Source organism: Cupriavidus sp. FW216-B1 (assembly GCF_058789195.1).
In genome coordinates this window covers 19,274-35,191 of the sequence record NZ_JBYTEL010000014.1, presented here as the reverse complement: position 1 = coordinate 35,191, position 15,918 = coordinate 19,274, and the positions used below count along the sequence as shown (strand labels likewise).

Genomic DNA, 15,918 nt, shown 5'->3' with positions numbered 1-15,918 from the left:
CTACCCAGAAGTACGAGGGGCGGAAGCGGGAGCGGCGAAAGGAGCGGGAGGAAGCAAGATCTCACGATGAGCGAGAGCGGCCGGCCGGTGCATCAGAACCAAAGGCTAAATGACTGTCGCCTACCGGCCGCTTGGTGTCGCGGTGCCGCTGTGGCGCAACCCGTTACGGCGGACCAAGTCCGTTGTTGAGGTTGCTGGACGGAACCTCCTTTGAAGACGGGAAACGCTCAATTGCCAGCGCACAATCCTGGATATTGACGTAGACGCGATCGCCGGGAACGATCTGGAGCGAGTCTGGCACCGGAACTATCGCATACCGCGGTGGGGTAGCCCCCGCGTGGGGATGTTTGCGTGCGGTCTGTCGGAAGTCAACCTGAATCTCCGCGAACCGGTGGTCGCGATTGCCGCCGTCTGGCATGTTCCGGCGGCAGTCGATGCCGGCGAACGCCAACTCTGCAGCCGATCCAACCTTTAGAACTTCGCCGATGCGCCAGCCTTGTCCGAACGCGTACCTCTCGTCAAAGAAGGAACATCCGCTAGCGAGTGCAAACCACGCCAGCAATACTGGCTGCAAAATTCTCCATAGCTGATGCTCTCGTAGCATAGCGCGCGGCAGCACCCGCTTATCAGCCGTTTGCCACATCCTTGCCTGCCTCTTTCCACCAATCGCCGCCTAGCGCTTGGATCAGCGCCACCGTATCCGCGTAGCGGTTCGCGCGCGCCTGCACCAGCGTGATTGACGCCTGCCGGTACGTCTGTTCGGCCAGCAGTACGGCTGGGTAGCCGATCTGTCCGGCCTTCCACTGCTGCTGCGCGATGTCAAAGCTTCGGTACGCGGCGCGCTCGGCATCGTATGCCATCCGCAGGCCTCTGGCATCGGCTTCGATCGCATGCAGCGAGTCCGCCACGTTCTGGTACGCCGTCAGTACGGTGCTGCGGTACTGAGCGGAGGCCTGCTTGTAGGCCTGCTCCGCGGCGCGCTGCTGATGCAGCAGCATGCCGCCCTTGAAGATCGGCTGCATCAGGCCCGCCGAAATCCCCCAGAAACCAGTGCCGGACGTAAAGAGATCGCTCAGCGATTGCGACGAACTGCCCAAGCTCGCGGTCAGCGTGATGTTGGGCAGGCGGGCCGCTGTGGCCACGCCGATCTGCGCGCTGGCCACATGCATCTGTGCCTCGGCCGCGCGAATGTCAGGGCGTTGGCCGACCAGCCGCGACGGCAGGCTCAGCGGCAGCGTCCCGGGCAGCGTGAGCGATTCGAACTCGAACTGCTGGGGAACGGCATCGCTCGGTAGTCGCCCTGTCAGCACCGCCAGCAGGTTGCGTTGCTGGGCGAGCTGCTTCTCAAGCGGCGGCAATGTAGCTTCGGCCTGGGCCAGCGTGGCCTCCTGCGCGGCCACTTCGGCGGCACCAACCTGGCCCGTGCGCTGTTGCTTGCGCACCGCCTCGAGCTGACGAGTGGACAGCGCGATGACGTCGTGCGTGGCGCGGATCTGGGAACGCAGCGACGCTTCCTGGATCGCCGCGTTCACGACATTCGACGTCAGCGTCAGATACGCCGCCTGCCACTGGAACCGCGCAACATCGGCCTGCGCCACGCCTGCCTCTACCTGCCTGCGCGTACCGCCAAACACATCGGGCACGTACGAGACACTGAGCTGCGCGGTGTGCAGCGTGAAGAGATCACTGTTATCGGAGAGTGGACTCGCAACGATCGTCGCGATCTTCTGGCGCGACGGCGTGTACTCCGCGTCGACGCTGGGGAAGAACGCGCCGCGCTGCGCCGCCAGGTTCTCGCGCGTCACGCGCAGCGCTGCCTCCATGGCCTGCAGATCCGGATTGGCTTGCAGCGCGGCTTCCACCAGCGAGTTCAGCTCGCTGGAGCCAAACATCGTCCACCATTGCGCCGGAACCTCCTGCCCCGGAGCGAACTGCTGCGCCTGCCCGCCGTCGGTGGCCGCCGACGCGGTCTCGGCCGGCATGGCGGTTGAGGTATAGCGGCCGGTGTCCGGCGCGAGTGGCCTCTGGAAGTCCGGGCCGACCGCGCACCCGGCGGTGCCGAACGCCAGTAGAGCAGCCAGGTAAACTGAAGTGATTCTTGCCATTACAGTTTCCCTTTACTGGCAGGGACATATCCGACGGGTTCTTCTGCCCGCGCCCGCTGCGCTGCGCGCGCTTCGATCAAGTAGTACAGCGCCGGCAACAGCACCAGTGTCAGCACAGTCGCCGTGATCAGTCCGCCCACCACCACCGTGGCCAGCGGGCGTTGCACATCGCTGCCGAGGCCGTGCGCAAGCGCGGCCGGAATCAGGCCGAGTGCCGCCACGGTTGCCGTCATCAGCACCGGCCGCATCCGTTCACCCGCGCCGCGGATGACGGCATCTTTCAGGCTCAACCCGGGCATATCGCGCCAGCGGTTCAGGTTGGCGATCATGATGATCGCGTTCAGTACCGCCACGCCGAATAGCGCGATAAAGCCCACGGCCGACGACACGTTGAGCGTCATGCCGCGCAGATGCAGCGCAACCAGACCGCCGAGCGTCGCCAGCGGCACCGCCATCAGGATTAGCGCGGGCTGGCGCAGGTTCTTGAATTCGCCGAACAGCAGCACAAACATCAGGGTCAGCACCATCGGCAGAATCACGGCAAGTCGTGCCTGCGCGCGCTGCTGATTTTCGAACTGACCGCCCCAGGCCACTCGGATATGGGTGCGGTCATACGGAACCTGCGTGTCGATGCGCTCCCTGGCGTCATCAAGGAACGAGGCGAGATCCCGTCCGCGCAAATTCAGACGCACGGTCAGGTGGCGCTTACTCATTTCGCGCGTGATGGTGGTTTCGCCTTCGGCAAGGCGGATGTGTGCCACCTGCGCCAGCGCCACGTGTGCGCCGCTTGCGGCAGTCAACGTCAAGTTGCCGATCGCTTCCGGATTGTTGCGCGCGCTGGTAACGAAGCGCGCCACCACGTCATAGCTGCGGTCCTCCACAAACACTTGCGTCACCGGGCTCCCGCCGATACCGCTCTGGATCAGTGCCATCACGTCGGCGATATTGATGCCGAGCCGCGCCGCGGCAGCCCGATCGACGTCGATGCGAACCTGCGGCAACGGCGGTTCCTGGTCGATGATCACGTCCTGTGCGCCTGGTACCTCCTTCAATACGCGGGTAATCGCGTCAGCAACCTGCCGGGTCTCGACGAAGTCATTGCCGTACACCTTCACGACGAGGTCGCTGTGCGCGCCGGCGAGCTTGTCCAGCACGCCGTCGATCATTGGCTGCGAGAAGCCGACCTGCGTGCCAGGCAATTCTTGGAGTCGTCGCGCCATGGCCTCGATGAGTTGCTGCTTGTCGCGGCCGGTGGTCCATGTGCTGTAGGGATGCAAGGTCACGGCCGTCTCGATGTGTGAGGGCGTGAATGGGTCCGTGCCCTCGTCGTTGCGGCCGACCTGTGTAACCACATGATCTACCTCGGCAAACTCCATGGTCGCTGCACGCAGGTTGTTCGCCATCTGGCCGGCCTTGTCGAGCGAGATTCCCGGCGGCAGCGTCACCTGCAGCCAGATTGAGCCTTCATCGAGATACGGCAGGAAATCGCGACCGATGGTCGCGCCCAAGACCATTACGCCTACCAGCGTGGCCGCGGCAATGCCAAGCGCCATCCGCGAACGCCCTACCAGGCGGTCAAGCACGGCCTCGTAGCGGGGTGCGAGCCAGGCCAGCACGGGGTTGTGAAAGACCTTGCGCGGCTTGCGATAGGCCCAGTAGGCCAATCCCGGTATCAGGAGCAGCGCCACCAGCAGTGCGCCGAACAGCGCAAAGCCTACGGCGAACGCCATCGGCGAGAACAGCTTGTACTCGATACGCTGGAAGGCGAACAGTGGCAGGTAAGCCGTGATGATCACGACCATGCCGAAGAAGATCGGACGTGCCACCTGCAACACCGAATGCATAATGTCACGGCCGTGCAGCTCGCTCTCCGCGTCTTCCTCGCGTCGGCGCAGGATGTTCTCCATCACCACGATCGCGCCGTCCACAATGATGCCGAAGTCGATCGCGCCAAGCGAGAGCAGATTGGCCGGAATTTTGAAGTGGTGCATCAAGATGAACGCCATCAGCAGCGACAGGGGAATTGTCACGGCCACGATGATCGCCGCACGCGGGCTGCCCAGGAACAGCAGCAGCACCAGCGACACCAGCAACATGCCTTCCAGCAGCGTCTTGCCCACCGTGTGCACCGTGGCATCGACGAGATTGCTGCGGTCGATATACGCCACCACCTTGACGTCCTTCGGCAGGATGTTCTCGTTCAGGTCGCGCACGGCCTCATGAACGCCTTCCATCACGACCGATGGATTTTCGTTCTTGAGCAGCAGCGTGATGCCCTGGATCGTGTCCGGGTTTTTGTCCATGCCCAGGATGCCGTGCCGTTCCGGATTGCCCAGCACAACGCGGCCGAGATCCTTGACCAGCACAGGCACCCCGTTCTTCTGCGTGACGACGATGTTGCCGAGGTCGTCCAGATTGCGGATCAGACCCACGCCGCGGACCACCATGCCCTGTTCGCCACGGTTGAGGATGCTCCCGCCGGCATTGGCGTTGTTCTGCGAGATCGCCTGCGTGATCTGGTTCAGCGAGATGTTGTACTTCGACAGCATCACCGGATCGAACTCGAGCATGAACTGCGTGGTCAGGCCGCCGAAGTTGGCTACATCCACCACGCCTGCTACCTGCTTCAGCCGGGGAATGACCTTCCAGAACTGGAGTTCCGACAGCTCGCGCAGATCGCGCGTCTTCGAGACCAGCGTATAGCGGTAGATCTCACCGATCGGTGAAGTCAGCGGATCGAGCGACGGCTGTGCGCCGTAGGGCAGCGACACGCCGCTGATGCGCTCCTGCAAGCGCTGGCGCGACCAGTAGTCTTCCGCGCCGTCCTTGAACACCACTGTGATCAGGGACAGGCCGAAGGTGCTCTTGGAGCGCATCACGTGCATGCCGGGCACGCCCATGATCTCGCGTTCGAGCGGGATCGTGATCTGCTGCTCCACCTCCTCGGCGGCCAGGCCGTTGACCTGCGTGACCACCTGCGACGTGGTATCGGCAATGTCCGGATACGCTTCCAGTGGCAGTTGCTTCCACGCATACAAGCCGTACAGCGCGACCATCGCGAACACCAGCACGACGATACCGCGCCGGTTGAAACAGAGGGTGACAAGACGCTCAATCATTCAGCAGCACCCCTTCCTTCACCACCACGCGATCACCCGCGGCCAGGCCAGACTTCACCTCCATGCGGCCGCCGACCTGCGCGCCAAGCTTGATCACGCGCGGCTCGAACTGCCATGGCGCCACTTCGACAAACGCGCGCGTGTAGAACCCGCTCTGGACGATGGCCGACATCGGCACCACGATGCCTTCGTGCGACTGCGCCAGGAACGTGGCCTGCGCGAACATGCCGGGCTTGAGCCTGGCGTCAGGGTTGTCGAACACCATGCGCACCTTGGTCGTGCGGGTATCGGCGTCGAGGATATCGCCTACGTAGCGCACCTTGCCTGGCTGCAGCTCGCCGTAGGCATCGAACCTGACAGTGGCCGACTGGCCGACGTACACGTGGCCAAGGTCCTTTTCCTGCGCATTCGCCGTCACGAAGACATGGGAAAGATCCGCCACGGTCATCAGTGATGCGGTGGCATCGTTCCAGTAACCGCCGGTGGCGGCGTTCAGTTCGACGACGCGGCCACTGATCGGCGAACGCACGGTCAGGATATGGCCGCCACCGGACACCTGCGCCGTGGCACCACCCTTGGCGCCGAGCTGGGCCAGGCGCGCGTTGGCCCGCTCGGATTCGCTCGCAGCCTGATCGTAGTCGCTCTGGGCCTGTTCAAAATCGCGCTTCGCGGCGATCTCCGATTTGTCGAGTTCGCGCTGGCGGTCCAGATTGCGCCGCGCCATCGTCAGCGCGGCGCGCGCCTTGGCGGCGTCGCTGTTCGCCTGCGCCAGGTCGGCCGAATCGATCGAAAACAGCACGTCACCGGCCTTCACCGAGTCGCCAAGCTGCTTGTTCAACGTGACGATACGTCCCGCCAGCGGCGGCAGTACCTTGACCAGCTTGGCCGGGTCCGCCTCGACGATGGCCGGCAGGTCGAATGGCGCTGCCACAGTTTCGCGGGTGACGGCAGCCACCACTAGAGTGCGGCGCAGCGGCGAGTCGGCGGGCACGACCAGGCGCTCACCTTCATGGCGCACGGCAACGGGAGGTTCAGCGCGCTTCTGTTCTTCCTTGACGCGTTGCGCCCAGATGCCTGCACCACCGAGACCCAGTACGATCAGTGCGGCAAGCCAGTAGGCAGCGCGCCCGGGAAGGGCTGGCCTGTTTTTCATTATTTACTCCGAAGCCGATGTGTAGAAAGATATGAAACCAACACATGCGGGAATTTTCCGCCATGGTACGCATGCCACTGGCGAGGTATCCTGAATTCTTCTTCAGGGAGAGCGGCACGCCCTTGCGGCCAACAGGTGCACTGCTAGAATCTGTCCCGACCTTGAAAGGCAGGCCCATGAGGATCCTATTAGTGGAAGACGACCAGAAGGCAGCACGCCTGCTGGCCCGCGGTCTGCAGGAAGAAGGCTACGTCGTCGAGATTGCGCATTCGGCCGAAGCTGCTGGCGCCTGCGACAGCGCGGCCTTCAACCTGGTGATCCTCGACTGGATGCTGCCGGGCAAGAGCGGCGTGGCGTATTGCCAGGAACTGCGCGAGCAGGGCGTGCGGACACCAATCCTGATGCTAACTGCGCGCGACGCGCTCACCGACCGCATCGCCGGCCTGGACACCGGCGCCGACGACTACCTGACCAAGCCCTTTGTATTCGAAGAGTTGCTCGCGCACGTGCGCGCATTGCTGCGCCGCATGAAACTGGCACAACCGGCGCTATTGTCGCAGGACGACCTTGTCATCGATCCACAGCGGCGGATTGTCACGCGCGCTGGCGTGCGGCTCGTGCTGACACCCAAGGAGTACGCAATCCTGGTGCTACTGATCGAACGCGCGGGCGCAGTCGTGAGCCGTGCCCAGCTCGCGGAGCACATCTGGCATGCGGACCTGATCGCTATCGATAACCTGATTGACGTACACATGAAGAATCTACGCCGTAAGCTCGACCCACCCGACATGCCGATGCTGATCCAGACGGTGCGGGGCCAGGGATTTCGGCTTGTGCCGGCGGGAGCCCCCTGACGTGCTGAACTTCCGGCAGCGGCTGGTCCTGACGCATTGGGCCGTCATCGTCGTGATCGTTGCTTGCGCGGCTTTCGCCGGGTGGTGGCAGCTTTCCCGTCTGGTACACGGACAACTCGATGCTGCGCTGCTGGCTCTGGCAGAAACCGAGGCCGGAATGCAGGCCGAAAGCAACCAAGGGGTGGTCCGGTTGCATGAGCGCCCGCGAGGGGAGACACCGCCATCGCTGATGCGCCTGGATCGTCTGGTGCAAATCGTCAACGTAAGGGGCGAGGTACTGGCGCGCAGCACCAACCTCGGCGATGCCAGCCTGCCCGTGCCACCCATCTTGCTAACAGAACTCGCATCAGGGGGACATGAGATATTCCAGACGCTGCCAAGCTTCGGTGAAGAGCCGATGCGTATGGTGTCTTTTCCCTCGGTGGCGAATGGCAAGCCCATCATTATCCAGGTGGCGGGCTCGCTGGATGACGTTCACAACGTGCTCGAATCGTCAGCAATCCTGTTCGGCATCATGGCGGCAGCACTACTGGCCGCCGTCGGAGCGGCCGGTGTTGTGCTGACGCGGCGCACGTTCAGCGGTATCAACGACGTTGTGAAGAAGGCCCGGCTTATTAGCGACACAAACCTAGGCGAGCGTCTGCCTCATCCGGGCACGACAGACGAGATCGGGCAGCTTGTCAACACACTGAACGCGATGCTTGATCGCCTGGAACACGCGTTCGACCAGCAACGGCGCTTCACCGCCGATGCGTCGCACGAGTTGCGCTCGCCGTTGTCACGGTTACGTACCGAGATCGAAGTGGCGCTGCGGCGCCGGCGCGAAAGCCAGGAGTACGTAGACACTCTACGTTCCTGCCTGGACGAAGTCGGTCGCCTGACACGTCTGATTGAGGAATTGCTGATGCTCGCGCGCTTCGACGCGGGCCAGGATCGCCCGACTGGCGAGGCGCTGGCGCTAGACGCGTTGATTGCGGAGACGCTGCTGCGTGCAGGCCCGGCCGCTCGCGAGCGGCAGGTCCATTTTGTGGTGCACATCGATGCAGCGGCCAGCACTAAGGTGGCACATGCATCGGTCAGCCTGGCCCTGGCCAACCTGGTGGACAACGCGCTGAAGTTCGCTCCGCCAGGCAGCAAGATCACGGTCGGCTGCACTGCCGACGCACAGGGCGCCCTGCTAGAGGTCGTTGACGAAGGGCCCGGCATTCCGCAAGACGAATTGCCGTACCTGTTCGACCGGTTTTTCCGTGGCGCAGGCGCGCGGGCATCGGAAAGCGAGGGGGTTGGCCTTGGCTTGGCCCTGTCGCAGTCCATCATTCACGCGCAGGGCGGGCATATCGAGGCGGCCAACGCACCTAGCGGCGGCGCGGTCTTCACGGTCAGGATCCCACTCGCGCATCAGGAGATCAAATCTTGATGAACCTGACGGAGAACTCAGTGTACTCGGCGGAACCAGCTTGGTAAGCTCCGTCCGTCACAGCGAACTTGGGGAGACCCTCAAATAGACAGTTGTTCTAGTGGATCTTCGAAGCAAAGTTAAGCAAGCCACCCGTATCCCTTTTGCCGCTGGCTTGCCGTCGAACCATCGCACATGCTGGGCAGATTCGCCTGCCGCGGGTGCCCGTGGACGGGGCCGCCGCGCGGTCGTGACCTTGCTGTTTCCGAAGTAGCGTGCCTCGCGACTAACCGCTCCTAACGGCCGTTCAGGATGGCAATGCGGCCTTCTCGGGTATCGGCCTGAGTGGCAAATACTGGCTGTGGATTCGGCCGGTCTCGGCCTACCGGATGACAGCAGTCTTGGCCTGACGGCTCTGACCGACCATTCTGCGACATTGAGGGCTGTAGTCATGAATGTCCGCTGCCGATGTGTATTCGGCCGATGGGCAAGTAACACTATGTAGGATGACTAAGGGATGTGACTCGCACCCGCAACGGTTCCTGCTGTTCGCTCGCACATGGGAGTTCATCCAGCTCGCTTGCGGCATAAGCAATAGACGAACTCCTGAGAACTGCCCCATGGCGTCAGATGGTGCTCGGACTTATGTTCCATAAGCTCGAAAGCATCGCCGAATTGGCTGTGCAGAGATTCTGCGGTGTAGCGTTGGACTGGCAATCCACTGCACTGTGTCGGGCCATTCGCACCAAAGGACCCGACAATCGCCCAGCCACCTTCCTTTAGCGCATGCATGACCTGCTCTACATACCTCGCACGTTGCGATGGCTCGGTGAGAAAATGGAATACAGCTCGGTCATGCCAGACGTCGAATTGGTTGACGGGCAGATCCATTTCCAGCACATCGCCTTCCAGCCAATGCACGCGGGATGCGCGCGAGCCCAATCGCTCTCGACAGACCGCGAGTGCTTTCTCAGAAATGTCATTGACGGCGATGCTGGCGTAGCCGCTGTCGAGCAAATCATCAACCAAAGTTGATTCACCGCCGCCGATGTCGAGGATGCTCGAAGTGGGAGAACTGCTCGCGGCCTGGATGTAGGCGAGGGACGTCTGAAGGTGTGGCGCATACCAACTAACCTGGTCTGCCGTTTTGTGCTGATAGACGTCTTCCCAATGCGATCTATTGGTCATGGTGTCCTCTTCGAAATGCTTGTCGTGTGGCGACGTCCTTGCTCAGACTGACTGCGTGCCCTGCCAGTTTTGCTCCTTGCGTCGCTGCGCCGAGAGCCAAAACAGTGCAAGCGCCGCCGCACCGAGCCATGGCAACAGTAGCAGATTCATCGTCTGCCAGCCGAATAACTTCAGTAGTCCACCCGCGCCAAACGAACACGAGAGTCCCACGGCAAAAATCGTCATGTCGTTGGTAGCCTGCGCCCGGCTCTTCTCGGTAACCGAATAGGTTTCAGTCAGCAGGCTCGTGCCACCGATGAACAGGAAATTCCATCCGACACCCAGCAATACGAGCGCGCTTGCGAACGACGCGAATCCCGTGCCGGACGAGGTGGCCAACACATGCGTCGCCAGCAGGCACACACCGCACAGCATGACGCGAATGGCACCAAACCGGCCGATTAACGTCCCGGTGAAAAAGGATGGCAGGAACATTCCTAGCACGTGAAACTGGATGACGGTTGCGGCGTCTGCGATGGCGTGATGGTGATGGACCATGGCGAGCGGTGTCGCCGTCATGGCCAGGATCATGACACCGTAGCCAGTCGTTGCACCAAACAGTGCCACCAAATAGGAAGGCTGGCACACAATGCGCAACCACGGACGTCCGCTGTCGGCCCCGGTCGCTCGCGTGGCCGCTTCGCGGGGAATGTGCAAGAAGCTCAGTACGCCAATGGCCAAGGTGGAAACAAGGGATAGCAGCAGGAATGAGCCGGCATACATCGCCGGCAGCATCGCACTACCGAATCTGGCGAGGGCCGGGCCCAGCAAGGCTGCGATCACGCCGCCTGCCATTACCAGCGAGATCGCCCGAGGGCGGAAGGCCTCGGTCGCTACCTCGCTCGCCGCGAAACGATAGAACTGCGCAAAGGCTTGGTAGACCCCGACCAAAAACGTGCCGAACGCCAACATTGCAAGCGATCCCGACATCACGCCATAGGCGGCCGCCATGCCGCCAGCCAAGCCGCTCGTAGCGCCTGCGACGAAGCCGGTGCGGCGCCCGGCCCGTGCCATCCATGCCGATGCCGGAAACATCATGGTGGCCGTACCGAGGAACATCGTCGCGATTGGCAGCGTCGCCAACGCAGGGACTGACGTCATCTGGCTACCCGCCAGCGCGCCGACAGTCATGACGAGGACCGACGCGGTCTGGAATAGGGCTTGCGCAATGGCCAGCAGGAAGACTTGTTGCCGCATAGAGCAGAAAATCCGGATCGGAATGCTGAGGCTGGCAGTATGCAGAGCATACGTTTATTATTCAAACGAATAAATTTACGAGGGAATCTCAAATTTTCTAATGGACCGCATCCCGATCGATATCCGTCACCTGCAGACGCTGGTTGCGCTGCGCGACAGCGGCAGTGTGTCGAAAGCGGCAACATGGCTGCGGCTTACGCAGGGTGCGTTATCGCATCACATCAAGAATCTGGAGGACTTTTACGGCGTGCCGCTGTTTGTGCGCAAGTCCACACCGGTGACCTTCACGCCCGCTGGACGGCGACTGCTGGAAACCGCGGACAAGGTCATTCCAATCTTGCACCAGACGACCCGCGATCTCGTCCGGCTGGCCAAGGGCACTACCGGCACGATGCGCATTGCCATTGAGTGCCATACCTGCTTTGACTGGCTGATGCCGGCAGTAGACGCTTTTCGCGCACGCTGGCCCGAAGTCGAGGTGGACCTGGTATCCGGCTATCAGTCTGACCCCGTCGGACTGCTGCATCGTGGCGATGCGGATCTGGCGATCGTATCGTGCAACGATGCCGAGGCAGGCGTCGACTATCGTCCGCTGTTCCGCTACCGGATGGTGGGACTGGTGGCCAACGATCATCCCCTGGCGGCCAAGGAATTCCTGGAGGCCGAGGATTTCAGGCACGAGACGCTGATTACATACCCTGTGGAAGAAGATGCACTGGACGTGGTGCATCAACTGCTGCGCCCTGCAGGGATTACGCCGACACGCCGCACCACCGAACTGACGGTCGCCATCCTGATGCTTGTGGCCACCCGACGCGGTATCGCTGTCTTGCCGCGATGGGCCGTACAGAACTACCTGCAGCGGCAGTACGTCACGGCTAAACCGCTGACCCGTGACGGACTGATGTCGGAAATCTGGGCGGCAACGTTACCGGCGGACGACAGCCGTCCTTACATTGCGGAATTTGTATCGCTGATTCGCGAGACAGGCGCGGCCGCATTGCCAGATATCGAACTGACGGGCTGATAACCCGTCGAGCTAGAGGACCTGCTTACCGCTCTATTTTGCGCGGCGCATCTTCACGCGTTCAACAATTTCGCGTGCGAGCGCTTCGATGTCTGGCTGCGAAAGGCCCTTGGCTGCGACGACAAACCTGTCTGGCCACGCGTGAAAATGCCTGCCCTGCGAGCGTGCGTAGGACGGGTCATAGTGGCGGGAAGTCAGTTGGGCGAATAGTTCCGGCAGCTTGCCCGCGCGAATCAGATCGTGCCAGACGGCGACGGTCGCCTTTCCGTGCAGTGGGGTGAGTCGTCCGACTTGTTCGGCAAGCCAGTCGGGCCGTTCGCCCAAATAGGCGTAGTCCTTTAGCAGGAACGCAATGCGAGCCGGTAGAGGCGCGTCAATTTCCAAACAAGAGCTCTCACGCATACGGGTAACCAACGGCACCGGGAGGTTGATCTGCCCGATACGCGGACTTTCACCTTCCACGTAGAGCGGACGGGACGTGTCGACACGTTCAAGAGCGTCAGCCAGCATGGTTTCGAAACCGGTCTGTGAAGGCTGCCGGATATCGGGAAGTGCCCCCAGAAGCGAACCCTTATGACGTGCCAGTGCCTCAAGGTCCAGTACCTGTTCGCCTAGCGCTGCGAGTGCCTGCAGCACACGTGTCTTGCCGCTGCCGGTGGCCCCGCAAATCACGACGAGCGGCAATGTAGGCGCTTGCAAGTCGATCGTGTCGATGACATGCCGGCGCCAGGCCTTGTAGCCGCCGGCAAGTTGCTGGGCGTCCCAGCCCACCATCCGCAGCCAGGTCGTCATGGAGCCGCTGCGCAACCCTCCGCGCCAGCAATACACCAGAGGACGCCAGCCCTCGGGACGATCGGCGAAGTGCGTGTGCAAATGCCGCGCCAAGTTCGCTGCCACCATGGCGCCGCCTACGCGCCTGGCTTCGAATGCGCCCACCTGCTTGTAGAGCGTGCCGACAATGTGTCGCTCCTCATTGTCGAGTACCGGGCAGTTGATCGCACCAGGGATATGGTCGAGCTCAAATTCCGCCGGCGAGCGTGCATCGATCAATGTATCGAACGTCCGGCGTTCGGGAATCCGTGCGACGGCTTTCATACGATTATCGTCAGGCCCGTAGGTCCGGCGCGCATCTGGCCCACGACGGCTGCTTCGGCAAAACTGTGTTCGCGAAAGACGGACAAGACCTTGTCCACCGCGGTCGGCGCGCAACTGACGAGCAGCCCGCCGCTCGTTTGTGGGTCGGTGAGCACCGCCTGGGCAATGCCGGGCAAGTCCGAAGGCAATTCGACTTCCGCGCCGTAGCCCTCCCAATTGCGGCGGGAGGCGCCGGTGATGCAGCCCTGTTCTACCAATGTCTGCACGCCAGGTAGCAACGGCAGGTTGGACCAGTCCAGCACTGCTCGCAATCCTGCCCCACGGGCGAGCTCGAGCGTGTGACCGGCAATGCCGAACCCGGTCACATCGGTCATCGCATGGACCCCGTCTATTTCCGCCAATGCGATGCCGGGCGTGTTCAGGCGCGTTGTTGTGTCGATCAGCCGTGCGTACCCATCCTGGTCCAGGTTGCCCTTCTTCAATGCCGCAGACATGACGCCGACACCCAGCGGCTTGCCGAGGATCAGGACATCGTCCGCACGTGCATCGCGATTGCGTCGGATACGGGAGGGGTGCGCCAACCCGATTGCCACCAGCCCGTAGATCGGCTCCACCGAATCGATGGTATGACCACCGGCGATCGGGATACCGGCGGCGCGGCAAATGGCCTGGCCGCCTTCAATAACCTTGCCGATGACTTCGAGCGGTAATTGGTTGATCGGCATGGCGACAAGCGCCAGCGCCATGATCGGACGACCGCCCATGGCATAGACATCGCTGATCGCGTTCGTGGCGGCGATCCGGCCGAAGTCGAATGGGTCATCGACGATCGGCATGAAGAAATCCGTGGTGGCAATGAGCGCTTGATCCGCATTCAGTTGGTACACCGCCGCGTCGTCGGCGGTCTCGATGCCAACCAGCAATTCCTTGGGTACAGGTAACGCGGCGCTGCCGCGCAGAATTTCGGAGAGTACGCCGGGGGCAATCTTGCAGCCGCAACCGCCGCCGTGTGAAAAGCTGGTCAGGCGCACGGAAGGCGTCTTAAGCGCGTCGGAATTGTTAATGGTCATTAGAAAACGATCCCCGGCGAGGCCGGAAAAAGCCGTACTTTACAGGAACCACTTTGGTTGCCCCCGCGATTGCTACACCTCCACGATTGTCGGCCTTGACCCTGTAGTGGCTACAGGTTTTATCGTCCTGGCATGCTATCGATGGCAAAGGCGAACCGCCCGTATTGTCGGAAGAGTGGCCGGTCGACGAAGCGCAAGACATCAAGCGGATGCTTCTGGCACGGTTGCCCTTGATTGCGCAGACAAAAGAGAGGGAGATTTTCTAGCTCTATCCGAGGGTATGCCTTCGCAAAGCCGTAGGAAGAGGTGTGGGATCACAACGGAGATTTGCGATGACAGGCCTCGACCACTGGTTGAGTGATGCACGAAAAGTGACGCTAAATGCATCTAAAGGACTTGATGCTCGCGGCATCAAGGATCGCATTGCTGCGGAGCCGACACAAGCCGCGCTGGTCGCGCGGCACGACGTTTGGCGTGCGCTTTGCTGTAGCGCCACCGCGGCGCTCATAGCATTTATCGCGCTAAACCAGGTCGGGTTGCGCGTGCTGGACAAACCGGGGCCCACCTGGGTCGCGACACCGTCGGCTGCGTCACCCTTTGCCCTCCTGATCGGGAAGTGATGAATTCTCGCACTCGACGGCTTTCCGTCTCAACGCTGATTGGAGCGCTTCTCGGTGTCGCCATTGCGGCGACATGGCTCTATATCTCGCACCGACACGACGCCGGGCACACCGACCTACATGAAATCCTGCATGAGGCGGTGCCGCTCGACGCCAATGAACGCGAGATTCTGCAGCTCAAGGAGGATGCTTTCGCACAGCGCAGGCGCGACATCGAGACGCGCTTGCGTGCGGCCAACGGCAAGCTAGCCGATGCCATTGCAAGGAACCCGAGCTGGACTCCTGAAGTGGAAGCGGCCACACAGGACGTGGAGCGTGCCGCTGGGGATTTGCAGCGGGCGACGCTTGTCCACGTCTTTGAGATGCGGGCCGGACTCAAGCCAGAGCACCGGCCCGCCTACGACCGGGCTCTGGTCGATGCGCTTCGCCGCGGGTCCCAGTGAGTCCAGCAGATGTCGACGGCATCCTTGTCGGACAGGCCGCGTCTGGCAACCAGCGTGCCTTTGGCGAGCTTGTCGAACGACATGGCGTGGCGCTGGCCCAGGCCGCCCGCAGCTTCGGTATTCCCGAGACGGATGTCGATGACGTTGTTCAGGACACATTCCTGGCGGCATGGCGCGCCTTGGACGATTACGACAGCGAGCGTCCGTTCCGCACCTGGCTGTTTCGAATCGGGCTGAACAAGATGCGCGACCTCTATCGTTTCCGGCGCGTCAGGCAGTTCCTCTTCGGTGCCGAGGATATCGGCGCGATCGAAGCCACTGGGGGAATGTCGGACGGTGAGCCTGGGCCGGAACGTCGGCTAGCGGCGCGTCGGGATCTTGCTCGCGTTGTGGAAATCCTGGGAAAGCTGGACGCCGCGTCGCGCGAAGCCATTGTCCTGACTTCCATCGTGGGCATGTCGCAACCGGAGGCCGCCGCCGTGCTTGGATTGAGTCCAAAGGCAGTGGAAAGTCGCATCGCTCGTGCCCGAATAAAGCTCTCGGCCCTGCTTGAGCGCGACGCAGGAAAATAGTTCGCCGGTTTGCGAGGGAATCTCCGGTCGCGCCGCGTAT

General features: G+C 62.1%; 13 protein-coding genes. 6 read left to right on the top strand and 7 right to left on the bottom strand.

Translation table 11 applies throughout. The features are described from left to right. Positions 1-626: 626 nt before the first annotated feature. The 3 genes from AC3WXD_RS24315 to zneB are packed head-to-tail and all read right to left on the bottom strand — an operon-like array spanning position 627 to position 6,377. The gene (locus AC3WXD_RS24315; RefSeq protein WP_059414379.1) at positions 627-2,105 is read right to left on the bottom strand and encodes an efflux transporter outer membrane subunit; all 1,479 of its coding nucleotides are present in this window, start codon (positions 2,103-2,105) and stop codon (positions 627-629) included. Further along, positions 2,105-5,224, bottom strand: a complete 3,120-nt coding sequence (locus AC3WXD_RS24310; RefSeq protein ID WP_059414377.1) for an efflux RND transporter permease subunit — start codon at positions 5,222-5,224, stop codon at positions 2,105-2,107. Before AC3WXD_RS24310 ends, AC3WXD_RS24315 begins: the two co-directional genes overlap by 1 nt. Further along, a complete protein-coding gene (gene zneB / locus AC3WXD_RS24305) occupies positions 5,217-6,377 on the bottom strand; it encodes a zinc efflux RND transporter periplasmic adaptor subunit ZneB (protein ID WP_059414375.1) in 1,161 nt (386 codons plus the stop codon). The genes AC3WXD_RS24310 and zneB overlap by 8 nt, the downstream gene beginning before the upstream one ends. A gap of 176 nt (positions 6,378-6,553) precedes the next feature. Here zneB and AC3WXD_RS24300 point away from each other — a divergent pair, with 176 nt between their 5' ends. Further along, positions 6,554-7,231, top strand: a complete 678-nt coding sequence (locus tag AC3WXD_RS24300) for a response regulator transcription factor (RefSeq protein WP_059414373.1) — start codon at positions 6,554-6,556, stop codon at positions 7,229-7,231. A gap of 1 nt (position 7,232) precedes the next feature. Beyond that, positions 7,233-8,648, top strand: coding sequence for a sensor histidine kinase (locus AC3WXD_RS24295; RefSeq protein ID WP_059414626.1), 1,416 nt, complete (start codon positions 7,233-7,235; stop codon positions 8,646-8,648). A gap of 546 nt (positions 8,649-9,194) precedes the next feature. Here AC3WXD_RS24295 and AC3WXD_RS24290 read toward each other — a convergent pair. After that, on the bottom strand, positions 9,195-9,815 hold the full coding sequence (locus AC3WXD_RS24290) for a class I SAM-dependent methyltransferase (protein WP_082079993.1): 621 nt from the start codon (positions 9,813-9,815) through the stop codon (positions 9,195-9,197). Positions 9,816-9,857: 42 nt separating this feature from the next. Continuing rightward, positions 9,858-11,051: an MFS transporter gene (locus AC3WXD_RS24285; RefSeq protein WP_059414369.1), complete on the bottom strand. Its 1,194-nt coding sequence runs from the start codon at positions 11,049-11,051 to the stop codon at positions 9,858-9,860. Positions 11,052-11,151: 100 nt separating this feature from the next. On the opposite strand from AC3WXD_RS24285, the gene AC3WXD_RS24280 reads away from it, so the two are divergent. Then, a complete protein-coding gene (locus AC3WXD_RS24280) occupies positions 11,152-12,078 on the top strand; it encodes a LysR family transcriptional regulator (protein WP_059414367.1) in 927 nt (308 codons plus the stop codon). A 33-nt stretch (positions 12,079-12,111) separates the two neighbouring features. Here the strand turns inward: AC3WXD_RS24280 and mnmH are convergent, their stop codons facing one another. Both mnmH and selD read right to left on the bottom strand, forming a co-directional pair. Beyond that, positions 12,112-13,173, bottom strand: coding sequence for a tRNA 2-selenouridine(34) synthase MnmH (mnmH, locus tag AC3WXD_RS24275; RefSeq protein ID WP_059414364.1), 1,062 nt, complete (start codon positions 13,171-13,173; stop codon positions 12,112-12,114). Then, entirely contained in the window at positions 13,170-14,243 is a 1,074-nt protein-coding gene (gene selD / locus AC3WXD_RS24270; RefSeq protein ID WP_059414363.1) for a selenide, water dikinase SelD, read from the bottom strand. Before selD ends, mnmH begins: the two co-directional genes overlap by 4 nt. Before the next feature lie 332 nt (positions 14,244-14,575). Between selD and AC3WXD_RS24265 the strand changes: the two genes are divergently transcribed. Genes AC3WXD_RS24265 through AC3WXD_RS24255 form a run of 3 tightly spaced genes read left to right on the top strand, consistent with a single transcriptional unit; the run spans position 14,576 to position 15,878 of the window. Beyond that, positions 14,576-14,863, top strand: coding sequence for a CnrY/NccY family anti-sigma factor (locus AC3WXD_RS24265; protein ID WP_082079991.1), 288 nt, complete (start codon positions 14,576-14,578; stop codon positions 14,861-14,863). Further along, positions 14,860-15,306 carry a periplasmic heavy metal sensor gene (locus AC3WXD_RS24260; protein ID WP_059414361.1) on the top strand — a complete coding sequence of 149 codons (447 nt, stop codon included), beginning with the start codon at positions 14,860-14,862 and terminating at the stop codon, positions 15,304-15,306. Before AC3WXD_RS24265 ends, AC3WXD_RS24260 begins: the two co-directional genes overlap by 4 nt. Next, complete coding sequence (locus tag AC3WXD_RS24255; RefSeq protein ID WP_059414359.1) at positions 15,303-15,878, top strand: RNA polymerase sigma factor; 576 nt, start codon at positions 15,303-15,305, stop codon at positions 15,876-15,878. The genes AC3WXD_RS24260 and AC3WXD_RS24255 overlap by 4 nt, the downstream gene beginning before the upstream one ends. Positions 15,879-15,918: the final 40 nt, after the last annotated feature.